This is a genomic window from Caballeronia novacaledonica (genome assembly GCF_900258035.1).
Classification (GTDB): domain Bacteria; phylum Pseudomonadota; class Gammaproteobacteria; order Burkholderiales; family Burkholderiaceae; genus Caballeronia; species Caballeronia novacaledonica.
Window position 1 is genome coordinate 54,668 of the sequence record NZ_OGTP01000027.1, and the last position, 23,591, is coordinate 78,258.

The following is a 23,591-nucleotide window of genomic DNA, read 5'->3' on the forward strand; positions in this document are numbered from 1 at the left end:
CGCGTGGTCCGTCGCAGGCGCGTACTCAACAGCGGCACAGGAAACGGGGAGTAGTTGGCGCGCGGGTTGCCGGCGTGCACGACATCGTTGAATAACGTGCGTGCTAGCGGCAGAAAGAGCGTCTCACTCCAGTGTTTTGTGGAGGTGCAGCAGCACCTCTCGCTATGAAGTGTAAATTAGCATGGTCCGAATGATAGTCGCAACTATTTTCTTTAATCGTTCATTTTATGAATTGTTTTTTTGAGATTTTGTAAGGGTTAAGCCTTACATCATTCCAAAATTGAGCAAGCAGTAACCGCTAAACTTCGTCTGAAGTAGCCGGATGGGGAGGGTTTTCCCGATTCGTCGTGAGAAATAAGCGAGCCCACAAAAAGGAATCCCCGCCTTGTCGCGGGGATACGTTCAGGGGAACGGCGATGTAAGTCGAGTTGTAAAGCTGACCTTCAACGGTTGACGCTTTGCCCCATCCAGGCTGGAAGTTCGCTTACGCCTTGCCCGAGCTCTGACATGACGGCGGCGACACCACCGAGCAACGTGGCGTCTGAAATCAGTGCCTGTTTGAATTTGATGGAAGGACAGAACGCCGGCACGTTGTTTTCTTCAATCGAAGCGTGGAGGCTGTCGAAGACGAGCGAGCCTGCGTCTGACAGGACGCCGCCGACCGCAACGATGCTCGGCGCCAAAATCTTCGACATGTTTGCGAGCGCCCGCCCCAGATTTCTGCCTGCCTCATAGAGCACACGCTGGCACGCGGGGTCGCCCTCCTTTGCGCTCCCGATGACCTCTGCGAGGGAATCCTTCGAGCTCTCCGAGCCTTGAAGCGCCGCCAGAATGGAGCGCTCGGACGCCAATGTGGAGAGACAACCACGACTGCCACAGAAGCACACGGGCCCCGTCTGTTCAACGACGATGTGGCCAATTTCCAGCGCCATACCGTTGCCGCCGTGGTGGATTTTCCCATCAATGATGAGTCCACCTCCGATGCCGACCGAGCAGGAAACGTAGAGGAAGCAGTCTGAGCCTCGTCCTGTACCCCACGTCCACTCGGCCAGGGCGGCGAGGTTGGCATCGTTGTCGACGACCACAGGAACGTCAATTTCGGCCTTAATAGCCTCTGCGATAGAGACGCTCCGCCAGAGCGGCATACGATTCGCCGCCCAAGGCGCGACGGCACCCGTTTGACGGTCAATGGGAGCTTGGATAGCGATAGAGACGCCTGCGAGGTCAGTCACGGCCACGCCTGCCCTCTGCGCAAGAGACTGAATCAGTTCGACCGCAGCCGTAGGGTCGGCGCCAGGGCGGTCTTCCTTTTTCAGTTCACGAACTCCGTTTGAGCGCACGCCCTTAGCAAAGTTGAATACGGAGCCATGGACCGAGTCCGGACCGACGGAAATCGAAACGATGGCGCCCTGCTTCGAAACCAGCTCGACGAGGGCTTCCCGTCCGTTAATCCACTGGACGTCAGCGATACCTTCGGCACGAAGCGCTTGAATGATGTTGTTGACCGTCGCGGGAGCTAAGCCCGTACGGCGCGCGAGCGCGGCTTGGGAAGAGGGACCATCGCTACGCAGCACGTCAAGCACGAGTAGCACGTTAGCTCCCCTCGCCCCACGTCGCGCCGAAACAGGTGTCTCTTCCTTGGCGTCTGATTTTGTTTTAGGCATACATCCATATTATCGTTTGAAAACTGAACAATCAAGCGAATTCAAGACGCTCAATAATTCATAATTCGACGAAAAACTGAAGGATGGGTTGAGGTTGCCTAGTTCCAAGCCCCTTGGTCAGAGCCGACCCGCGTTGTACTGGTCCGCAATGTATTCACATGCTCGCACTGTTACGGCCATTGCCGTCAGGGTCGCGCCGGCACATCCGCCGGATGGGAAGGAACTCGCATCAGTCACGAATAGGTTAGGGACGTCCCAAGACTGGTTGTGAGAATTGAGAATCGACTTGCTCGGGTCGGCACCCATCCGCACGCCGCCCGTTTCATGGATTGCCGCGCCCATGGCCATGCTCTTGGTGAAGTTCTGGCGAAACAGCAAACGACTAAATGCGTCTGCTTCCGGGAAGGCCCCTTTGCCAAACTCTTCGAGTCCGAGTGAGGAACCGTTGAACTCGACATCTAGACCAGCGTTGTCCATCATCTCCTTGATGGCCCGTGTCTGTTCCTTCAGCATCGAAACTTCGTTTTGCGTCATTGAACAGGAGATTTTTGGAACGGGCAGGCCCCACGCGTCGGTTTTCATGTCGTCCAAAGTCACCGAATTTTGGTAATGCGGAAGCATCTCACCAAACCCCATAACCCCGAACTTAGCGGGCTTGTCGTCACGAGAGAACAGGCGACCAATCGTGCCTTGGTAGGCAAAGCCACGAGCGAAGCCCGAATTCGTTACCTTGTCGAGATTCTCGTAGCGCGGGATGTAGACCCCGCCCGTTACTCCGTAGAACGGGTCAGCTGGAACGGTGTCGTCCAACTCCCAGCCCTTTACGCCTGGAACAGAGCCCACGATGAGACTAGGAACCTGGTCCATGAAGTATCTGCCCAGGACGCCCGAACTGTTTCCAAGGCCGCTGGGGTGCTTCGCAGACTTTGAGTTCAACAACAAACGCGACGACTCAATCGTCGACGCACATACCACCACGACATTTGCTTTGACCGACTCAACCTGTTTGGTGACGCGGTCAATAAACTCGGCCCCGGTCGCCTTACCGCTCGAAGGGTCCGTCGTGATGCACTTAACGATGGCATCGGTCCGGACTGTCAGCCGGCCCGTCTCCTTCGCGGCAAGTATAGGCTGCGGAATACGCTTGATGTTCGGTGGCATGTAGCGCCATGCGATTGCGGAGCGTTCCGGCCAGCGGGTCTCCGTGCAAGCCTTGAATTCTTTTTCCGTCGCGGTGAGCTTCGAAGGGCCTTTGAACTTGCCGTTCGGCACATTGCGCACGTTGTCTGCGCACCCATAAATGCCGAGAAATTCTTCGACTTTGCCGTAGTGGGGCTCGAGGTCAGCATAAGAAATCGGCCAGTCCTCACCAAACCCATCGCGACTTGCGGCTTTGAAATCGTAGTCAGACCATCGCATCAGCACGCGGCCGTACGTATGAAGGCGACCACCCAGTTGTTTGCCGCGAATCCACAGGAAGGGGCTATCGTCCGGCGTCGTGTATGGGTTGTCCCGGTCGTTGACGAAGAGGTGACGAAGTTGCTTGCCGTAAAGCGCAACCTTTGACTGAATCGGTTGACCGGTGACGGCGGCCTTCGCACGGGCCCAAAGCTGGATGCCCTTCTCTCGCGGCCCTTTGAAATCGCTTTCAAAGTCAGCCGGTGTCACATTCCGGCCGGCTTCAAGGACGATAACCTCGAGCCCACGCTCGGTCAATTCTTTTGCCGCAAAGCTGCCTGCAGCACCGGAGCCAATGACCAGTGCGTCGTAGTGCTTGTTGCCCATCTCGCCTTCCTTTTCCTGTCAGTTTTAAGAGGGCGACTCGCACACAAAAATGCACACGCCCTGTCTCCATGGGCGCCAACATAGCACGCAATCAAACGATATTGCAACGATTTAAGAAACTATTATGGTTCGATTATTCATTTTGTGTATTGTTTTGCATTTACGCGCCCGAACTTTGCTCCTCACCCTACCAAGGGCGAATATTCGGCTTGCGAGCGCTTCGCTGCTGCGAAAATCTGACTCGCCGGCGCGATGGGTATCGCGAAAGTGTGTCGTCTGGGCGAGCTGTTGGTCCTGAGAGCATCAGCGTTGTTTCGCTCTGAAGGCGGAAATCGACGCCGATGTCTAGGCTCCAGCGGAAAGAGTCCCGCCGCAAACTGCAATCATAGGGTGCGCTACCTCTGAAGTATCGAGATGCAATGTCCGACGCATACTGGGGCGGCCGCGGCCCTCCTCCCCAATGGCTGGCGTCCGCAAATAACCGAACCGAGTTTCTGATTAAACAAGCTTCTGCCGCTGCTCGTCGGATGCGTCGGCGAATGGCTCAACTACCGAGTCGAAAGCCGCACGGAAGGTCGGCGCTGCGAGCAAGAAAGTTGGTGTCAAGAAAGCAGCGGCATCGAAGAAGACTGCAGCCAGAAAAAAAAGTCGCAACTAAGACCTCGGTAAAGAGAACCTTCGTCTCTGCCCAAAAGGCTTCTGCTCGCAAAACGACTTCGCACAAGGACACGCCTGCGACGAGGGCGACAGAGTCGAAGCAGGAACCAGTGACCACCGCATCGGTCTAGATTGAAAATGCCATACGGCGCGCCTGGTAGAGGCGCAGCAGCGAAATCTGAGCTGTGTTTTGAGCAAGAAATGGTCATATGCTGCTTGGTGACCGGTGCAGGCTCGTGGTGTTACTAGGTCCACTTGTGAGAGCGACAGTGCGTAGCGCCCGATGCTTGCTGCCGGCAAACTACATCGCATCCCCGTTCCCGGGATTGCTAGCGGTTGTCGCTGCTTTCAAAGTTGCGGTTGAACAGGCGACCTACGAGCGCAAAGGTCGCCTGATTTTCGTTGCGCCTCCCATGGTGCCGAGATACGGAGCCAGCCGACAGAAGCCTGGTTCAAACGTCGAGGGGGTCCTGCCTTCCGGATAGCGGCTCTGATGCCGACGACCAGTACGGAGTACGGTTGTAATACCGATGCAGCGATAAGCCCCAACTCACATCGGCCATCGACGGCCAGTGGTCTTTGTCAAACCCGGGTTCACTCTTAATACGCTCGGCCGTTATATCGACGCGGAAAACCTTCTGGTCTGTGTCGAGCGTTAGCGCGTTCCATGGTATCGCTCGCAACGTGTCGCCGATACCGAGGAAACCACCGCTTGAAAGCACTGCGTATGCAACGCGCCCGCTTGGTACGTCCAGCATGATGTCTTTGATTTTCCCCACGTCCTCGTCATCCGATGTGATAACCGTCGTGTCCTCAAGGGTTGATGCCGCCATCACGTTTGGCCCTGGACCTTCGCCGACCCCGCCGCCTACAATGTTAGCGCCGCCCTGTGTTGCAGCGCCAGAACCTGTCAAGTCATCCGTTGCCATGATTGCACTCCCGGTCGTCGAACCCGCAAATCGGTCAGCGCTAGCGACTCTCGGCTAGCTCCTCACCTCGCCACGTGCGGGTACACCGCAGCAAGACTCACCGGCATAGGCGCAACGAACGTACCTTCATGATTCAATGCACGCGATGTAGTCGCGTCGGCTCCGGGGCGTGGATAGAGTAAGCCGCGAGGTCTTCACCGGCGTCCAGATAAATGCGGAATGCCTTCGCCGTTACGGGCGAGGCGCGCAACGCACAGGCGGGAGCCTCGCGCCGCTTAACCGGGCCAACCAGCCTCGCTGCGAGGTACAAATCGGAACCTACTGCCCCCGTTAAAAGTTCGTATATAAAGATTTTAGAAAGAGCTCATTTTGTTTGTAAAAGAGCTGTCGCTGTCCCAAAGAGAAAAAGCCTTAAGCAGCGATGTACTGTTTAAATAAATAGATGGGAACCGCAAAGCGCTCCGTCGGAATCCCACAATACAAGGACGTCCGACAGCCTCGTCCGTCGGCACCAGCTACATTCCGGCCCGATTCCGGTTTGGATACAAAGAGACCCGGCGCTATAGAGAGCCGTGCGGCTTTCATTGCTAAAGGGGCCGCAACACACGAGGTATCTGGCTTCTTCCCCTGCCGGCCGAGATAGACCTTTGACTTGGATTGGAAACGGTCGCCTCTTACGAATTGGATGCGCGGGGTTGGCGACGCTATTACGCCAGCATTTCATGTAGCCCTGAAGCCGTCGTACCTCGTACCCGCCCGGTACATGGACATTGCGTTGCGTTATGCGAGAAGACGTTACCTGAGAGTAAGCACGCCGAGACACCGGTTAAAGATGTCGCGGGTCAACGCACAAGCGAAGTCGAGCCGCAAATTGCTGTCGAAAATAGACGCTAGGGCGCTTCCATTTAATGTCAGTCCCGTCTCACCTTCGATGGCTTTCGCAATCGATAGCGCCATACTCGCCACCATGACTCTGCCAACGACATCGTCATCACGCTGCACCGATTCCGCCCAGTACGCGGATGACTCAACGGTATTCTCGACCGACATCCAATCGCCAGAGGCGAATTTAGTTGCAAGATGTGAGATAACGAGGAACGTCAGCTTTTCCGCCTTACCTCGCGAATCAGCGTCGACAGAAAGTGCCATGTCAAGATTGCCCAGCGGTGGCCACGGTGCTTTGATTGTAGGACGTGGCACTCCGAGTTCAAGTCGACGAAGTGCGGACGGACCAAGACGGTCACTGCGGCAAACCTGGTGTCTTTTGCCTTTGAAACGCCCCGACGTCCGACGGTCTGACGTCCCGTAAGGAAGCGTCGCGAGCGGCGCTTCAACAGCCTATCTTTATCAGAAAATGAAATCTTGCTCGGAGGTCGGCCGCAACTTCTGAGCCAAACACCCACATTTGCTCTTTCGTTCTCGGCCGGCATCGTGCAAGCAGGCCAAGAAAGCCACTCAAAACTTTAAGGAGTTGCAGAAGCATTTCGGTGGATTAAACAACATTGTCGCCATTCTGGAACTCACACGCCGCACGAAGGGTCCTCGCGTGGAGAGGCGAACCGTCGCTTGCTCAAGAAGGAACAGAAACGCCGCCTAAGGGAGGCGTCTAGACTACTGTAGACGCCTACTAATGCCATGCCGTCCGGCGAGGCATACCACTCGGCTCATGGCGCGCCATCTGGAGGCGTCGATTCCGACGAAGCTTGTTCGTGTTCTTCGCCGGGCGACATGCCGGGCTCGATAGGATTCACGTTGGGTGGTGTTCCGGGCGCGGGCCCGGGCTTAATGTCAGGCGGTGCAACAGGCGTATCTGATGGGTCTGCTTTCGGCGTACTGTTTGCGTCTGACATGATAGCTCTCACAGACTAGAACGTTTGAAATAACCCGACTGACGTCGGGCCGCGTAACCGCATCTATTTTTATAGGTCAACTAGAGAAGCGATAGCAGGAGCGACGCAACAGCGGAGTCGATGACTGAGCCATGCACGGCCGCATTGCAAGCAGGCGCGGGAAGCGGGTGACTACTCACGTCGCCAGTTCGGCTCACGCACGGAGCGCTCAGAGAGCACTTCGTTGCCATCGACCACCCGCGCGACATAGGCTCTATCATTCCCATCGAGGATGTGCGCCCATTGCGCCGCGAGACCCTCCTCCGTTGTTTCCAGAACACTGACCCGAACACCATTCTCACCGACCTTCGACGTCATGCTGATAGTCGCGCTGCTTGTCTGGTCGACGAGTTCAATGTCCTCGTTTAGAACTTCGAGCTCATATCGTCTAGTCATTGTCTCGCATCCTTTATAAAGCCTGGCAACTCGACTGCTTCGGGCAACCGGGACGCTTTGAACGCTTCCGCAAGCATCAGGGCGAATCCTTCGACATTTAACGGGCGAACGGTGATGCGCCTCCTCATAAAGTCTGCCCACGCAAACTTCGCGTTGAACTCGCCGGGATTATCGTAGATGCCAGCCATCCGCAAGAAGGCAGCAATGCTTTGAAAGACATCGTCTGGGAGCTCTGCGACCGACCGTGGCAATTGTTCTACCGAAATTTTGCGACCACAGTGGTCGAATGGATGAAGCCAGCCACGCTTCACCATCTCGTCCCGGAATTGGACTTGCGACAGGCTGCTGAAGTCCTCAGCGATTCGAACGGGCGCCTCGGGCAGGCCCATGTCGAACCAGGCCCGCGACCAATGGTGATGGTCGATGATATGCAATTCATCCGACGGCCCTCGCACCACCTTAATTGCCTGCTGCTCGACGAACGACCGTCTTTTTGTAGACGCTAAATCCAAGTAGCTGGCTCTTTTCGCCAAGACCTGAACGTACCCAATCGCGCCTTGGGTCGGTCGAAGGAAGCTCCAATGAACCCAGTCCGCGGAGGACCGGGACCCACTATCTGATTTCGTTTCGCTCCCCATGTGCCCCCCTCGGAACGCCGATGCAAACGGGATTGGCTGCCTTACGAGTAGCAAACATCAAGCCCGCTTTTGCGGCGTCGTCCGACCTCAAGGGGTATGCATCTTGCCCCATGCAAAAGCCCACCAAAAAAAAGCGGAGACACCGCCGTGACGACCGACGAAAGCAACCGTGCAGTTGAGCGCAAATCAGTAGCGGAAACGAACTCCGCTACGTACGCTGTCCTCTGGTGAGCGAGACCGTACACGAAGCTTCGGCTCTTAGATACACGACGAACGCCGACAAATTGCATAAGCTGCGGGTTGAGTTGCAGAAGCGTTTTGGCAGATTGAAGGATGTTGTCGCCAGCCGCGACCTTCTTACAGCGCATCAAGAGTCATTCCCGAGGGCGCGAACACCGCTGCAGCGCTGCGGCTGCTGATGAAGACGCAGAAGCAACGGCTCAAAGCAGCGTCGAAGCTGCTGTAGAGCTGTGATTTCATCCTCAATGAGCAAGGAGGTTTCGCGGGATACCGCTGTGCTCAATTCAGCCGAAGGACCATTTGTTCACGTACGCCTGAAAAGTTGACGGATTGGAACTGGCAGCATGATTATGGCGAGCTCGAGAAACTCGCTCCACTGACCAAGAAACCCGTACCGAAAACAAAGGCGAAACAGTTTCACTGCGCGAAACAGGTTAAGTTCTAGGACGCGGTCTGGTCCAACTGGCGAGCGACAACCTTAGGCCCCGCGGCGTCGCTGAATGCGCTGTGCACATGGCGTGCGCCACATCCAACGAATGGGTGGAAAGAAGCTCTCGACATCGGCGGCGGTGTCTCCGACGGGGTCGAAGCTTGCGTCAATGCGGACGAGGTGTTCATCAAGAACGAGAATCAAATCCACGCCGAGATGTGGTCACCGTGGGTCTACAACTTTCGCCACTACTTCGTTCTGGCTGAGCGTGAGTTAGGATTGAACTTCCGGGCCTAGAAAACGCCACGGAGCCAAGGGAGGCCCTTCTGTCTTGCCCGCAAGATTTGCCTTGGCTCCAGCAAATGTCTCTTCAAGCGGGCTTTATATTTGCGGCTTGCTTGCCCTTCGGGCCCATCTTCACGTCAAAGCTTACTTTCTGGTTCTCTTGGAGCGACTTGAATCCCTCGGCCTTGATTTCGGAAAAGTGTGCGAACAGGTCTTCTCCGCCGTCATCTGGACTGATAAATCCAAATCCCTTCGCATCATTGAACCACTTCACTGTACCGGTCGCCATTTGTAACCTCGTCGATGTTGGAGACTTCCGCCGAACAACGTTGCACCTCGCGTCCTCGCCTAGACAGCGAGTCGGCTTGCGTTAGGCCGTGAACAGACACGGCGGTGGGTAGTAACGCAAAAAGCATGCGAGCGGGCGTCGCTGCATCAGCCGACCCGAAGATTTGAAGCGCACGCAAACTCGTTCCACCGACGAACATTGGCCGTGTCGTCGGGAAAGCAAACACGCAGGCGCCAACGCAGTAAAATCTACGAGCCGAGCTGCGCACATTGCGGTAGTCGGCGAAACGATTGTTTATGCGAGATGTCATGACGAGAGTCTTATTTGTGGACGACCATCGAGAGACCGCCGACTCATTTTCCGACATCGCCTTGGCGCTCGGGCACCACCCCTCCGTCGCCTATGACGGCGCGACCGCGCTCAAGCTGACCTCTGATGAAGTCTTCGAAGTGATTTTCCTTGATGTGACGCTACCCGACGCTGACGGGCGAGACGTGTGCTGCCAGATTAGAAGTGGAGCCTCCGGCACCGCAAGACTCGTTGCCGTGACTGGCTATGACGACCTGCGAGGCACTGTCGGGATGGAAGTGTTTGACGACTGTCTGCTCAAGCCCATAACTATCGATGAACTTCAGCGGCAGCTCGCCGCTCCGTAACCATACGAGCGGCCGAACCTCAGACAACACCGAAGAGGATTGACGGTCGGCATACTCGCGTCGCTGGTGACTCAAGGACCGTACGTGGTAGGCGCTGGAAATGCATTCGGTTCTGGTGCCTCTTCATGGCGCAGTGCGCTGTTCGTCTCTTGCGCCGAATCAGCGCGGTCATCCGACGCCTGCTCCCTGCGTTGCACGCGCATGGCCGTCGCCGTGAAATCAGCGAAAGGCTGCTCAAGATGCGTTGATGCTCCAGGTCGAACCCGAACTTCTCGCAGCGCGACATCACCCCAACCGGTGCCAATAGGCCCCGCCGGACCAATCACCGGAACCACTAGAGCTTCAATCACGTCCTGCGCTCGCCGACGAAAGGGGGCGAAATGTCTTGGCGGATGGACAAATAACTGCGGTTTGTCCAAGGCTAACGTCACGCTGCATGGTTGTCGTCTATGGGCATCGCTCCGTCCATGTACGGCGAGGGACCTCCTGTCGAAGTGACGAGCCGGCGGTAGCGTCTCCCCGCTGCATCTGCATCGAAGACTTACGCCCGCAAAGTCTGCGTCGCAAAGGCCGACCGCTGCGAATACACGTTCGTTGACCACCGTCTCATCGCCTCGAGCCAGCGCCGCTACGATACGATGTAGTACGCTGATTTCGTCGACGAATTTGGAGCGTTTCCAACGCCGCCCGAGCTCGCTGGTGACTTTCGCGTCGGGATACTGGTCTACGAGCGCGTTGCGCAAGATGCCGGGACCGCGAATCCTTTTTTCTCGAGCGTCGCCTTTGATGTCATGGCCGAACCACTGCTCACAAAGCTACACAAATACCAGCTCTTGGTAACACCCGGTATTTATGACTGGTTTTTGTCAAAGCTTCTTTTTGGATGCGTGTCAGACACATGGAAAACATAGCCAACGCAGTTGATTCCAGTGAGGCGCTTGCGCGGGACGTTGGCGCCGTCGCACGCATCGGCGCCGTTCCTTCGATGCTACAGATGATTTGCGAAGAAACTGGGATGGGTTTTGCCGCAGTCGCGAGAGTGACCGATGCAACCTGGACGGCTTGTGCCGTCCTCGACAAAGTCGAGTTTGGCCTCAAGCCGGGTGGGCAATTGCAGCTTCACACCACGCTCTGCTTCGAGTCTCGCGTTGCGCGCATGGCGATTGTCATCGACGACTTCAGTGAAAGCGAGAAATATCGAGAACACCACACCCCTGCGATTTACGGTTTGAAAAGCTACATCTCTGTTCCTATCGTGCTGCCCAGTGGGGAGTATTTCGGAAATCTGTGTGCGATTGACACACGTGCGGCGACGGTCTCAGACCCGAAAATCGTCCGCATGTTCGAGGTGTTTGCCAACCTTATCGGTATGCAATTGGACAGCGAACAAAGACAATGGTCAACCGAGTCGCAATTGACTCAAGAACGGGAAACTGCAACCTTGCGCGAACAATTTATTGCTGTTTTGGGACACGACCTGCGGAGCCCGCTGGCGGCCGTCAGCGCAACCGCTGAGCTACTGAGCCGCCGTGAAGCGGAACCTGACGTTGCAGCGATAGGACATCGCTTGAAGCGCTCGGCATTGAGAATGGCCCGCCTCATTGATGACGTGATGGACTTCGCACGCGGTCGCATGGGCTCCGGAATGACTGTCGCATTAAAAGAGGAAACTGACCTCGGCGTCTATCTGCGAGCAGTCGTAGACGAACACTGCATGGCGTATCCATCACGAACTGTTAATTGCTCCATCGTCGTGGATGCGTCGGCTCGATGCGACCTCGCTCGTCTTCAGCAGCTGATGTCCAACTTGCTCGCCAATGCACTTACGCATGGCTCGCCGGACGCACCGGTGGTTGTTAGCGCAGTTGTCGAGTCAAGAACGCTCCTTCTATCGGTCTCCAATGCTGGCGAGCCGATTCCGTCGCGATTGCTAGCAAGGGTGTTTGAACCGTACTGGAGACCAAAGTCTAGCGAACCGGGCGGAGGTTTGGGGTTGGGACTCTACATTTGCAAACAGATAGTCGAGGCACATGCAGGTACGCTCGAAGTGTCCTCGTCTGCCAAAGACGGTACACGCTTCACCGCTCGCATCCCTTTGTAGGCTCATTGGCATCTGTGTCCGCGAGGTCTCTTTTTCGAATCGCTGCGTTCAACTGCTCCACTCGAGTGAGTATCGGCGAAAACGTTCACACAACCAATCACGCACCTTCAGAGCAAATACGACGCTGTCATCGACGCACGTTTTGGTTGGGACACCGGTAAGCTTATTCAGAACTCAAGTCGGAGACAGCCGTTGCCCATCCCAGAGCACATCGAAGCCGAAGGGGTCTTGCCATCGCGAAACTTTGCGGCGACCCGTGGAATCCTTTGGACCGTGCTGAGCGCTTCCATTCTGCTCCCGCTCGTGTGCGTGACCTTGTACGGATACTTCGACTACCAGCGTCGCGAGCACGAAGCCGCCGACGTCGTTGACCGCATCGCGCGCGTTGCTGACGAGCAGGCGGCCAAAGTTCTGGACCTGAACCGCGTCGTCACCGCACGTGTTGTCGAGCTCCTTGATGAGGATGATGAAACTAGCATCGCCAACCACGAGCTCGAAGTTCATCGGCAACTGAACGCTCTCGGCGGTCGTTTTCCTCAGATAGCCGCCATCTCAGTCTTTGGCCGCACAGGAAAATTGATAGCCAGCAGCAGGTTCTATCCGGTCCCCGAAGTCTCAATTGAAGGCCGAGACGACTTCGTAGCCGCCAAGGCTCATATCCCTTCCGCACACTACTCGCTTCCCGTCATTAGCAAAGCTTCTCAGACCGACGTGTTCACAGTCAACGTTGGTCGAGAGACCCTCACCAAGGACTTTCTGGGTGTCGTGTCGATTGCGATGCGAAGAGCCTATTTCGCGAAGTTCTATCATGAGCTCATTGACGCCCGGCCCACGGTCGCCCTGGGCTTGTATCGCCGAGACGGTGGCATCCTCGTTCGGACACCACCGGCAGCGAACGGTATCCTCAAAACGGCCCCGGGAACGCGGTTCATGTATGCGATGCGCGGTAACGAAACTGAAGGACAGATGCGTGTTGTGTCCTCGGTCGACGGTACGGAGCGCATAGCGTCGTTCCGTCGGGTTAGTGACTATCCGCTCTACGTCTTTGCGGGCATCAGTACGGCATCCATTTTCTCGGACTGGTGGCATCACTTTCTACTTGTGTCCAGCTTGACGGCGGTGCCATGCCTTGCGGCGTGGCTGATGGTCATCTTCTCGCTCCGCCGGCTAAAGACCGAAGAGTCAGCATGGGCTAGCTGGCAAGATGAAGTTGCTCGTCGACGAGCGGCCGAGGCTTCGTCAAGACAATTGCAGCGTATGGGTGCGCTCGGGACCTTGGCTTCCGGCGTGGCGCACGACGTGAACAACCTGCTCATGGTCGTCGCGGCGAATGTAGAACTCGCTGAGCGCAAGCAGTACAACAACCTTCAATCGGAGGTACTGGCGCTAAAGAAGGCTGCGGCTGGGGCTACGTCGCTCGCGAGACGTTTACTGAGCGTGGTGCGAAAACAACCCCTCAAAAACGAGGTCATCGAGTTGGAAACGTGGCTAGCAGCCGAATCTCACATCATCAAGACAACAGCGGGAGAGAGTGTTGCCGTCGAGATGCGTGTGGCCGAGAATGTTTGGCCAATTCGGGTCGATGCAACAGAACTGCAATCTGCACTTCTCAACGTCGTTATCAATGCACGCGAGGCAATGCCGCGCGGCGGTGACTTGTTGATAGATTGCGAAAATTTATCCTTAGCTGTCGACGCGGCTTTGCATCCGGCAGGCGACTATGTGCTGCTATCCATCTCAGACAACGGCACTGGCATGTCTGAACCGGTGGCGAGCCGTGCATTCGAACCGTTCTTCTCGACGAAGCCGGCAGACACAGGAATCGGCTTGGGTTTGGCACAAGTGCTTGCAACGGCAGAGCTCGCCGGCGGCTCAGCGACGTTGAAGAGCAAGCTCGGACGCGGTACTGTCGTTAGCCTTTGCTTTCCTCGATGCACTCATCCGAACGCTGCCCCCGAAGAGGCACAGGACGCCCAAGCGCAGAGGAAGACAGTCTTAGCTCGTGACCTCTTGCTTGTCGAAGACAACGAAGAAGTTGCTGCAGGTGTCGCCGCTGTGCTCGAAACGTTTGGCTGCAATGTTCGCCACGAAATCACTGCAGATAGTGCTCTGCAGGTCCTTCGCGCTGGCCATTCATTCGACTTTGTGCTGTCTGATATTCAAATGCCCGGTGAGCTAAATGGAATCGATTTGGCGGAAACCGTACAGAAAGAGTGGCCGACCACCAAAATCGTCTTGATGACAGGATACGCCGCTGAACTGGAGCGGGCGACTAAGGCAGGTCTGATTATCTTGTCAAAACCGTTCGACATCAGTGAGCTTGGCCGGTTAATCACAGCGTAGTGATGTGATTTGCGTTCATTGCAAGCCTCTCCTTAAAAAATCTGCAGACCGGCTTGCTTGAAGTGAATTTTCGCTGCCGCAGCCGTTGCGACTGGAGTAGTAACGGCGGCCATTTCGAGAATCGTCGCTGCCGACCTTGGACCTCGAAGCCCGCGCTGCCATTGCTGTTGACGTGGAGTTTAGCTGACAGAGCGTCCGAATTATCTTTCCTTGCAAGCAGTCGCCGGTCTCCTTACGACTGACCGACTGGCATGTGATTTGCCTCTAGCAACAACCCAGTCAATCCGGAGCCAATAATGCCAGAGCCCAAACCGTGGCGTTCTTCTATGGACGAACTCGACACAGTTCCGGATACGTCAAGCCCGGCGTACGCTAGCCGACATCCAATGACGCGCGCATTCGATAAGTTCGCCAGTTTGGTTACCCGATGGGCCGGCTCGCCTGCCGCCTTTTGCATGGCCGTATTCACGGTAGCTGCGTGGGTAGTAACCGGTCCGATTTTTCACTACTCGGATGGCTGGCAACTGGTTATCAACACCGGTACCACAATCGTAACCTTCTTGATGGTTTTCCTAATTCAACAGAGTCAGAACAAAGACAGTGTCGCGCTTCACCTGAAACTGAACGAATTACTTTCATCACATCGTGCGGCCAGCAACCGGTTGATTGGGATTGAGGATGCGTCCGAGGAGGAATTACGCCGACTTGCCGCCGCATACCTTCGCCTATCGACGAGGCAAACGGAGGCGGCCGTGGGTTCAAAAGCGGAAGAAACGAAGGCGTCTGAAGCACTGGCTGAAGAGCCCCTTCCGACGAGCCCGTAGCGAGAACGATGGAGATTTTAAAGGCCCCCTTTGGCGCAAATTGAAGGGCCACGTCAAGACCGTCTGTGTCTGGAAAAGTGAGGTCTAGAAAGCGACGCCCGGCTAGGAATCGAGGACTGGACGCTGGTCATTGAGGAGACGACTTAGTCAAAGCGCCGACAATCAGTTTTCCGCGCTGCTTCCGAGTAGCCCGTCGAACCATTCTTGCCGTTCCGGTATGCCAGAATGTCCGATATTCGTCCGAGCGCCCACGCGTCCTTCCGTCGCCCACGGGGCGGCGCAGGAGCAAGCGGCATATCCGCTGCGAGAAGGATTCGCCATGCCTATCATCGTTGTCAAGGAGGACCCTCAGGGGCTGGATGCGCGCGTTCTTCGAGATGAACTGAGCGCTTCTCTCGCGACCCTTACAGGCTCTTCAGGGCAACTGCGGTACACAATCGACGACTTCTTGTCGCCCCGGGGATGTTTCCTGCTCGCGAGAACACCCAGCGGCCAGGCGCTCGGCTTCGGAGCGTTCCGACGACATGCATATGGAGTGGCCGAAATCTGCCAACTATACGTACGGCCAAAGGCGCTCGGGGCGGGAGTGGCCATCTTGCAAGGGCTTGAGACACGGGCAATGGCCGCAGGCTATAGACAGTTAGTTCTTGAGACGCGCGCAGCCAATCGTCGCGCCGTACGTTTCTGTGAGCGGCATGGATTTAGAGAGGTCAATACCGTCTTGTTTCTTCTAAACCGACCGAGAGATGCGCGTTGTTTCCTCAAACAGGTCGCGTAACGCGCGTAAAGAGAATGGTCGACAACTCACTCGGAGGAGTGGCAACACTTGTCTCGAGGCATGGCATTTGCGCGGGGGAGTTGAAACTCTTACCTTTCATCATGACAACCGTTTTGCTCGTGGACGACGATGCCGACAATCTCCGAGCGCTGCGAGCAGTACTGGAGAGCGCCGGGTATAACGTCGTTCCGGCGACAGGCGGAAATGATGCCCTTTTTAGATTGAACGAGACAAATCCCCGAGTAATCGTGACCGACTGGCAAATGCCCGGCATGGACGGGCTCGAATTCTGTCAAAACATTCGAAGGCATCCGCTCCGGGCGTTCATTCCCATTATCATGCTCTCAGCCAACGTCGAGCCCGTCGGCCAGCCTGGATGTTGGTCGGCCTTTTCTCGAAAGCCCATAGCCGTCGGCATTTTACTGGCCTTAGTCGCTGAGCTCTCCGCAAATGGCCAGACGACGCGAAAGGCTTTACTTGAATGCGGTGGGAGCGCCATGTCTCGATGGCAAAGCGTTGATGGTCGCGTCTGGCCATAATGCGCGTGGGCCGGGCGTGCGCATTTCGGCTGTCGAGGCCGACCGCCCGAATATTCACGCGCAACTATAAGCCGACGACAGGCGGACTAGAACTTGTGCCGGATGCCGACTCGGAGTGAGACTTGCTTGTCTGTTGTTGACAGCGTCAGTCCCGCGATTTGGGCTACCGCGCTCTGGCCAAGAGAATCTGTCCCACTTGCTTTCTCAAGCACCGCCAGCGAGTACACGTCAGTAACTTTCGAGAGGAAGTAGTCGATACTTGTGCTGAACAGGTGGTAGTTAGCACCGCCCTTACCGCCCGCTCCACCATTACGCGTGTAATCGTAGGCGACGCCGGCAATAAGCGCTGGCGTGACTTGATACTTCCATTGATTTCAAAATTGTTCAGTGATGCCGTGCCACGATAGCCAAGGGTGTTCGGACCGGAGGTGGACCCCAGGTCTTCGAAACGGGTGTTCGAATAAGCCACGTTGACGTTCGCGGACCCGATATTCACACCCGGTGCAGCCGCCGCGATTTCGAGGCTCTTCGCGGATGCATATCCGCGTTGCTTTGTGCCCCCTTTCCGCCAGCGGTTAGAACGGTTGGCGTTGCCGTGGCGCACGACTTCACCGCAGCTACGTTCGGTGGATTTACTTCCTTCATTCTCACACTACTACTTATCGCGGAGACTGGACTGAAGGCCATCCCAGGGCTGTATGTTTGCGGAGCGCCCTTCTGAGCGTGATTTGCATCACGCTTGTCACCCACTACGCCGGCCGACTCGTGCATGCGTAGAGAGCATTATCGGCTACGGTCGCGGCTCTTAGCGAGCCGCTTGCTCGAACGCGATGTCCTGGTATTGCTTCATAACGAGACGAATCGAGACGGCGTGCGAGCGAAGCCTGTCTGACGAGCACTTCAGTTTCGATGGCGCCTTGATTCAGGCTTGGACCTGAACTCAGAACTACGTGCCACAGGGCAAGACCGAGCGACGACGAGACGCCCTCAGACGACCCGCTCGCACCGAATGCCCACTGCTACGGGCAGAAACGTAGTGACGAGACGCACCAATCTGCGACGGATGAGCAGGCGCGCCTTTTTCGCAAACGAACGGAAGCGATGCTTTGTTGCATGGGCATTGTATTTGTAGAGCGCACGCGATTGAGAGTTGCGGCAAGCCTAGAACGGCGTCGGCAAAAGCCTTGCGCTGCCGACCATCTGAGGTATAACCGATTGCGGCGCCTTCAGGCGTAAGCCATGAGTGGGGTGTCCGGGGTCAAGGAACCGCACAACCTTCGACCTAAACGGCCGCGGTGCCAAGTCACCGCGGCCTGCTAGTCAACATCCCTATTTTGCAGTTGGACGCGCCTTTAGGTCTTCGCGTACGCGTCTCGCCGCGAGCAACGGAACGAAGTCCATGATTCGAGCGTCACGCTTCATATCCATGGCAACAGCCGTGTACAAGTCCGCCACCAACTGCTCGGAGTTATTGGTCGCAAGCGCGATTTCGTGCACAATCATCGATACATCATTCTTCTTCATGAGCAATCTCCTTGATTTGGATTCGGTAATCAGTAGCATGCCTAATTACCTGGCAAAATGCGCCACATGCCTTTGAGCCAGTGCGGTTGGCCCGGAAAGTCATCATCTGCGGTCGAGCAATGCGCGGACAGCCGAACAGTCGCTTGGTGTGGGCCTTCGCGACCTGTCTCTGACTTCAAGTATAGGAATCTCTTCGGGAAAACCCTGCGACAGGTCGCCGCACGTGGAGCGAATTAGACTAAACGCACGACTCGAACGTCCTCCCCGTCGATTATGGCTATCAGCCACCCCGACGAGGCCATGGAACGGACTTGAAGCGCCGCGTAACAAGTCTGACACCGCTCGACATGCATGCAGCCAGGCACGAGGTGCCGACATCAGGAGAAGTTGCTACCCCGCCTCCGATTTCTCCATTAGCAACCATGGTCATAGTCAGCATGACGGGCACGACCATGGATGCTGCAGCGATGGCATTGGCACCGAGCGTACCGACGAAGTACGTTTCGGCAATGCCGAGCACCATTGTCATCAAAAGCACAGCGACCGTCGGTAGAGCGAGCCGCGTGAGAGTGGGCAGTATCGGACCGCGCAGCAACCGATTCGTCGACTGGACGGCGTTGTTTGGAGGAACGGGGCCTGGCGCTCCGGGTGCCGTGGTGGAAAGTTCGGAGGTCGGCGTTTGAAACGATGTCATCTATTCGTTCTTGGGGTTGTCGTACGCGAGCATCAAAAACTACCGTCTCGAGGCCTCAAGGATGAAAGCGCGCTGCGGCATGTGCGGAACGCCGAGGGAACAAATTAGCCCGACATCCGCAGCCGTATAGAAGGTTTATGCGCGGCCCATTACCCGGCGAACCAAAAATACCGTCGAAGCGAACCAATCTTCGCGTTGAGCTAGCTTCCGGCGGATTTGGCTAGATAGTCTTGGGGACAAGCCATCGGCTTGAGCGAAAGCGTTAGGGAACCGATGGCTTTTTGCATTTACGTGTAGTACGTAAATTCTGAGATTCAGATGCAGGGGATGACTCGCCGCCCATCGAGGATGGACGCAGACCAGGCACGCCGCAGATGCGAATTAAATCTGAGCCGAACCGCCGTCGACAAACAGTTCGCTACCGTTGACGAAACTGCTCTCATCGGAAGCCAGGAACAGCGCAGCGGCGGCCGTCTCGTCAGGGTTACCTAGACGCCCAAGCGGGGTCGTCGCCTCAACCGAGCTCACCATGCCTTCGTGTACGTCATTCGACGGAGCCAGGTTGTGCCAACCCGGTGTTGAAGTCGAGCCAGGCGCGAGTACGTTCACACGAATCTTGCGCGGGGCAAGGTCCAGAATCCAACCGCGAGCGAAGTTGCGGATGGCCGCCTTGCTTGCACTGTAGACGCTAAATGCGGGGATGCCTGTGACAGCTGCCGTCGAGCCCGTGAGAACAATCGATGCTCCATCCCTGAGCAGCGGCAAAGCCTTCTGCACAGTGAAGAGCGTTCCCTTGACGTTAACGGCGAATGTCTTGTCGAAATGCTCTTCGGTGATGTTGCCAAGCGCGGCGAACTCGCCACCGCCAGCATTTGCAACCAAGACATCAATGACACCCGCGTCTTCCTTGATTGTCGCGTAGAGGCGGTCGAGGTCCGCGAGGTTCGATACATCCCCCTGGACGCCCCGAGCGTCACTGCCGACCTCGGCAACAGCCTTGTCCAATTCTTCCTGACGACGACCAGTCATGAAAACACGCGCGCCCTCCATAGCGAAGCGCTTCGCGATTGCGAGACCGATACCGCTATTCGCGCCAGTGACCAGTGCATTCTTACCTGTAAGCCTACCCATTTCGACACTCCAGTTACCTTCCGAGATTGCATTATGGAACAGCACATTCTGATAAGATAGTACCTACCTAAAGGTAAGTGCGAGGTTTTTTAGATGGAACTGCGTTCGGACAGCTGCGGAATAGAGGTCGCGTTGACGGTTATCGGCGGCAAGTGGAAGCCCCTTGTTTTGTTCCATCTCAACCATGGTCCTCGTCGATTTGGTGAGTTGAAGCGGCTTGTGACCGGTATTAGCGAGAAAGTCCTGATTCAGCAGTTACGAGAGCTTGCGGACGACGGGGTCATCCTTCGCCGGGACTATCAGACCGTTCCGCCCAAGGTGGATTACGAAATGACCCCATTTGGTTACTCTTTGGCGCAAGCATTGCAGCCGCTCTGCGCTTGGGGCGATGAAAACCGGCTGCAAATTGCCGAGTTACAGAAGGAAGCTCAGTCGACCGCCACCTGACCCGGGATGACGAGAACGCAGCGGGCGCGGACGAGCAGCAGCTTTCTCGCAACTAAACGCCGTGGGTGGCATTCAGCGGCATAAAGGGGTCTCTCAGGTTCTCGCACGGCCCTCGGAATTGCAAGAATCTTTCGGACGACCCGGGCCGCGTCGGGTCGGCTTTTTTCTCGTCCAATCGCATCCCACATCATCCCGAACGGACGCATACCCCGAGCGACGAGAGAACGGAGGCGAACATGCCGACTTTTTGGGCGCGCGGGCCATACGCGCTGAACGTACATGTTCGACAAGGACGAAAACACCGTTCTTTGAATTCGGCGATGTAACGGTCAGTTGATGCACATCGCCTGCTTCTGGTCGCGCTGGCGCGCATGGAGAACCCGACTTGCTGTCATTCGCTGCCATCACGGATGAGCCGCCGCCGGAAGTCGAGGCTGCAGGCCACGACCGGTGCATTGTGCCCATCAGAGCTGAGAATATCGAAGCGTGGCTTAATCCCAATCCGTCAGATTTGAAGGCGATGTATGCCATCCTCGATGACAGGGACCGGCCATACTACGGGCATCGACTTGCAGCATAACGATGCACTGTGCGAACGAAGGTGTTGGTCGCGGAGCCGGCACATCAAAGTCATGCCATAGGCCGCCGCGACACGGTGATTGCCCCGCTTCAATTTGGTGATGCTCCCTGACGCGCCAATCGAGGGTTTCTGAAGACAAGCCGGATATCGCCGCTGCGTCGCAGTATACCGGTAGTGCGCTAGACTAGCTTAGATGTTCGAAAGGAAACTCGGATGATACGCAAGATGCTTAATGCTTCGCGGCTCCAGCAAGAGGTCGACCGTCGAATTCATCGACTGCAAGAAGTAGTCGAGGATGGCGTGAAGATTCGTGTCCCGCGACCGCAGTTGCAAGAGCCCGACAAGACGAGCTGCAACTGGAACATTGCCCACTTCGGCAATGCAGTCGGCTTCGAGCGCGACATCGATGGCGTGCTTAAGGCCGTGCGCGCCGAGTACAACCTTAGTACCGAATCGAAAGAAGCTAGCAACCGTTCGAGGTTTAAGGACGACAGCCATCGGTTTCTAAACTTTCCGGTTTCAATTCTTCGCCGTGAAATTTCGTGTGCAAGCGCCGTGTGACGTAACGGTGCAGATGCTACGCCACGCGGGACGCAATTCCTCGAAAGAAAGTTCCATGCCCTTTCTCAAGGGTCGGCAATTACAGTTTCATCGACACGTGACCGGGCGCAGGGTCGGGCGTGTTCTCCAAAGCGTTCATCGAATTGATAACGCCGTACAGTTCAACGAGCGCTTTCTCTTTTTCCACGTCGTGCCCACCGACGACGCGGGCCATCTCAGTACGAGACAGTTCTTCCTCATGATGCAGGTCAACAATAGTCAGTGTGCTCATTTCGATTCACCCTAAAAGTAGTGTGGGGGCAAGGGACGGATTTTGATTGAGCGGTTCGAATCTACGCTCGTTTCACCTTATCCACGTTCTGTGCCAAGCATCGCTCCGACGCTGCTAACGGTTTAACTTCTTGTTTACAAACAAAAATCCTGAAAGTCTCCCCTCTACGCCGTCGAATAGGGACAGCGACGTGTGTGATTTGTTACGACAAACGACAGGACTTCTGTTCGCAGCGTGGAGACACTGCGGCTGTATCTGTCGTCGAGAGGCGCCCAACCCAGCGAATCGCCGGACACTTTCTGCCACGCTAAGTGCGGGTATGCGCGACGAATCTGAAATTGCCTAGGGCTCGCAGTACGCTGTTGGTAACATTACGTCGTCGCATATGACTACAACCGACGATGGTGGATGGGCAAGGAATGGATATTTTCTACTACTGGCAAAAACTCGAGCAAGACTTGAAAAGCGGTCGTGTCGGCTACTTCGCGTTTAACAGCACCAAAATTCTTGAACTCAAAGCGAGGCTGCCAAATCGTGTCTGGGTCTTCAAAACCCCTAGGGGCATGAAAGGAGCCGTGCAGTTGGTCGGTTCACTACTCGTGAGCGACGAACCCAACGTTGCCGTGAACGCCGACCATCAGAAGGTCATCTACTACGACCCGTTCTCGAGCAAGTCCGTGATGTTCGTGAATTCCGGTACACCGGAGCGTATCCAAGAGGTCTCTGGCCTTCTTCAATATAGTTTCCACACAGCGTTCAAATCCAATTTCAGCGGAGACGCTGGGCTGCAACCGTTGGAATCAAACGTAGTGCGGGCGCTGGAAGCAATGTCGGCACATTGGGCCAAGGTTCAGTTGCTTGAGCGCGTCAAAGACGCGAAGAGGGTTCAGCCAATCAATCCCTTCGCATTCGAGAAACACGTCGCAAACGACGAGTTGAAATGAACACGCTTGGACGCTGCGTGCTCGCAAAATGCAGAAGTTGGCATTTGAGGGGTTCCCGCAGTATTGTAGGAGACAGGCCTTTGCAGACGATAAGCGCGCAGGCGCAGATAGGAGCACATGGTGGCAAGAGCTGAACTAGCGGACATCCCCGCGAGCGAACTGGTCGACCTTCTTGACTACGTCGTCTGGAATCTTAATCATGGAGGGCGCGCGGATGTCCTGGCGTGGCGCGAAGAGCTGTTAGCGCGAGCGGATGCAAACACGCCCGAAGTATCGCGGGCCGTGGCTGTTTGCGATGAATATCTGGCACCAGAAGGTTCGCCGGAGGCAAAGGCTGCGAGCGCTAATGCATGGCCCAACCTGTAAAACCTCCCCGCGTCGCACTCAGGTATAAAGGCATCCTCTTTACTGCGGATGCAAAACACACTCAACCCCTCTGACTCAAGAAGTCCCCTCGCCTACTTCCGCCGGCTTCGGCTTCTTGACTTTCTGTTGGCGGATGTAATTTCGGACGTTGAGGTCGTCGCCCGAGACCTCGGCCTTAGCGTACCAATGCATCGGAAACTGCGACGTGCGCTCGACCGACTCGATTGCGCGGGGGAGGTTTTGGAGACATCAGCCGAAGACATGCCCGAACACAAGGGATGCGGGGATGTCTCGGGGAAGGTACATCGGCCCGGTTGCGAAGGTTCCAGTGACGCTGAGCGCCCTCCGGAGGCGACTATCGTCAGCATTCGACGCACACTGACGATGCTCGCAGCGAACTGGCCACAAGAGTACCCTGACGACGCCGTCGAATGGCTTGTTTTTGAAGAACCAGGCCCGCAGAAGGTTTATGCCAAAAATTGAGCGACCTTGCGTTGCAAATCGGCGAAATAGCGCGAAAAGCGCTTGTGTTAAGGGGTTTCCTTGTTGCCAACCGTTTGAACCGTTGCTACGCTAGCCGACAGCTTACGACGTCGCATGTGCCTAGCGCTTGACGCTCCGGGGTGCTAC

The 23,591-nt window shown here is 56.2% G+C and carries 19 protein-coding genes and 2 pseudogenes; 11 read left to right on the top strand and 10 right to left on the bottom strand.

Annotation, left to right across the window (positions count from 1 at the left end; translation table 11 throughout):
• Positions 1-443: 443 nt before the first annotated feature.
• Positions 444-1,592: an ROK family transcriptional regulator gene (locus NOV72_RS27295; protein ID WP_181291168.1), complete on the bottom strand. Its 1,149-nt coding sequence runs from the start codon at positions 1,590-1,592 to the stop codon at positions 444-446.
• A 189-nt stretch (positions 1,593-1,781) separates the two neighbouring features.
• Positions 1,782-3,449, bottom strand: a complete 1,668-nt coding sequence (locus NOV72_RS33025) for a GMC oxidoreductase (protein WP_106857647.1) — start codon at positions 3,447-3,449, stop codon at positions 1,782-1,784.
• A 401-nt stretch (positions 3,450-3,850) separates the two neighbouring features.
• Here NOV72_RS33025 and NOV72_RS33155 point away from each other — a divergent pair, with 401 nt between their 5' ends.
• The gene (locus NOV72_RS33155) at positions 3,851-4,237 is read left to right on the top strand and encodes an H-NS family nucleoid-associated regulatory protein (protein ID WP_425428787.1); all 387 of its coding nucleotides are present in this window, start codon (positions 3,851-3,853) and stop codon (positions 4,235-4,237) included.
• Between the two features lie 321 nt (positions 4,238-4,558).
• On the opposite strand, the gene NOV72_RS27305 is transcribed toward NOV72_RS33155, so the two are convergent.
• From NOV72_RS27305 to NOV72_RS27330, 5 genes are all read right to left on the bottom strand, one after another.
• Complete coding sequence (locus NOV72_RS27305; RefSeq protein ID WP_106857648.1) at positions 4,559-5,035, bottom strand: PRC-barrel domain-containing protein; 477 nt, start codon at positions 5,033-5,035, stop codon at positions 4,559-4,561.
• 795 nt (positions 5,036-5,830) lie between these two features.
• On the bottom strand, positions 5,831-6,184 hold the full coding sequence (locus tag NOV72_RS27310; protein WP_106857649.1) for a hypothetical protein: 354 nt from the start codon (positions 6,182-6,184) through the stop codon (positions 5,831-5,833).
• A gap of 872 nt (positions 6,185-7,056) precedes the next feature.
• Positions 7,057-7,320 carry a hypothetical protein gene (locus NOV72_RS27320; protein ID WP_106857651.1) on the bottom strand — a complete coding sequence of 88 codons (264 nt, stop codon included), beginning with the start codon at positions 7,318-7,320 and terminating at the stop codon, positions 7,057-7,059.
• Positions 7,317-7,958, bottom strand: coding sequence for a ParB/Srx family N-terminal domain-containing protein (locus tag NOV72_RS27325; RefSeq protein ID WP_106857652.1), 642 nt, complete (start codon positions 7,956-7,958; stop codon positions 7,317-7,319). Before NOV72_RS27325 ends, NOV72_RS27320 begins: the two co-directional genes overlap by 4 nt.
• Positions 7,959-8,998: 1,040 nt before the next feature.
• Positions 8,999-9,202: a cold-shock protein gene (locus NOV72_RS27330; RefSeq protein ID WP_106857653.1), complete on the bottom strand. Its 204-nt coding sequence runs from the start codon at positions 9,200-9,202 to the stop codon at positions 8,999-9,001.
• Positions 9,203-9,510: 308 nt separating this feature from the next.
• Here NOV72_RS27330 and NOV72_RS27335 point away from each other — a divergent pair, with 308 nt between their 5' ends.
• From NOV72_RS27335 to NOV72_RS33165, 6 genes are all read left to right on the top strand, one after another.
• The gene (locus NOV72_RS27335; RefSeq protein WP_181291169.1) at positions 9,511-9,858 is read left to right on the top strand and encodes a response regulator transcription factor; all 348 of its coding nucleotides are present in this window, start codon (positions 9,511-9,513) and stop codon (positions 9,856-9,858) included.
• Between the two features lie 898 nt (positions 9,859-10,756).
• Positions 10,757-11,959 (top strand): GAF domain-containing sensor histidine kinase, encoded by a 1,203-nt coding sequence (locus NOV72_RS27340; protein WP_106857655.1) that lies wholly within the window; start codon positions 10,757-10,759, stop codon positions 11,957-11,959.
• A 192-nt stretch (positions 11,960-12,151) separates the two neighbouring features.
• Entirely contained in the window at positions 12,152-14,302 is a 2,151-nt protein-coding gene (locus NOV72_RS27345; RefSeq protein ID WP_245933169.1) for a hybrid sensor histidine kinase/response regulator, read from the top strand.
• Positions 14,303-14,628: 326 nt separating this feature from the next.
• Positions 14,629-15,126, top strand: coding sequence for a low affinity iron permease family protein (locus NOV72_RS27350; RefSeq protein WP_245933170.1), 498 nt, complete (start codon positions 14,629-14,631; stop codon positions 15,124-15,126).
• A 319-nt stretch (positions 15,127-15,445) separates the two neighbouring features.
• Complete coding sequence (locus NOV72_RS33160) at positions 15,446-15,904, top strand: GNAT family N-acetyltransferase (RefSeq protein WP_181291170.1); 459 nt, start codon at positions 15,446-15,448, stop codon at positions 15,902-15,904.
• A 101-nt stretch (positions 15,905-16,005) separates the two neighbouring features.
• Positions 16,006-16,443: a response regulator gene (locus tag NOV72_RS33165; protein WP_425428788.1), complete on the top strand. Its 438-nt coding sequence runs from the start codon at positions 16,006-16,008 to the stop codon at positions 16,441-16,443.
• Between the two features lie 1,329 nt (positions 16,444-17,772).
• On the opposite strand, the gene NOV72_RS27370 is transcribed toward NOV72_RS33165, so the two are convergent.
• Together NOV72_RS27370 and NOV72_RS27375 are read right to left on the bottom strand one after the other, a co-directional pair.
• Complete coding sequence (locus tag NOV72_RS27370) at positions 17,773-17,967, bottom strand: DUF3562 domain-containing protein (protein WP_106857670.1); 195 nt, start codon at positions 17,965-17,967, stop codon at positions 17,773-17,775.
• A 1,075-nt stretch (positions 17,968-19,042) separates the two neighbouring features.
• Complete coding sequence (locus NOV72_RS27375; RefSeq protein WP_106857658.1) at positions 19,043-19,792, bottom strand: SDR family NAD(P)-dependent oxidoreductase; 750 nt, start codon at positions 19,790-19,792, stop codon at positions 19,043-19,045.
• Between the two features lie 93 nt (positions 19,793-19,885).
• Here NOV72_RS27375 and NOV72_RS27380 point away from each other — a divergent pair, with 93 nt between their 5' ends.
• The 3 genes and pseudogenes from NOV72_RS27380 to NOV72_RS27390 form a co-directional block, all read left to right on the top strand.
• Positions 19,886-20,239 carry a winged helix-turn-helix transcriptional regulator gene (locus NOV72_RS27380; RefSeq protein ID WP_106857659.1) on the top strand — a complete coding sequence of 118 codons (354 nt, stop codon included), beginning with the start codon at positions 19,886-19,888 and terminating at the stop codon, positions 20,237-20,239.
• 330 nt (positions 20,240-20,569) lie between these two features.
• Positions 20,570-20,819: pseudogene (locus NOV72_RS32875) on the top strand (SOS response-associated peptidase family protein); the annotation flags it as partial.
• 213 nt (positions 20,820-21,032) lie between these two features.
• Positions 21,033-21,290: pseudogene (locus tag NOV72_RS27390) on the top strand (hypothetical protein); the annotation flags it as partial.
• Positions 21,291-21,459: 169 nt separating this feature from the next.
• Here NOV72_RS27390 and NOV72_RS27395 read toward each other — a convergent pair.
• Positions 21,460-21,651 carry a hypothetical protein gene (locus NOV72_RS27395; protein WP_106857660.1) on the bottom strand — a complete coding sequence of 64 codons (192 nt, stop codon included), beginning with the start codon at positions 21,649-21,651 and terminating at the stop codon, positions 21,460-21,462.
• Positions 21,652-22,070: 419 nt separating this feature from the next.
• Here NOV72_RS27395 and NOV72_RS27400 point away from each other — a divergent pair, with 419 nt between their 5' ends.
• Entirely contained in the window at positions 22,071-22,595 is a 525-nt protein-coding gene (locus NOV72_RS27400; protein WP_106857671.1) for a hypothetical protein, read from the top strand.
• Positions 22,596-23,591 lie beyond the last annotated feature (996 nt).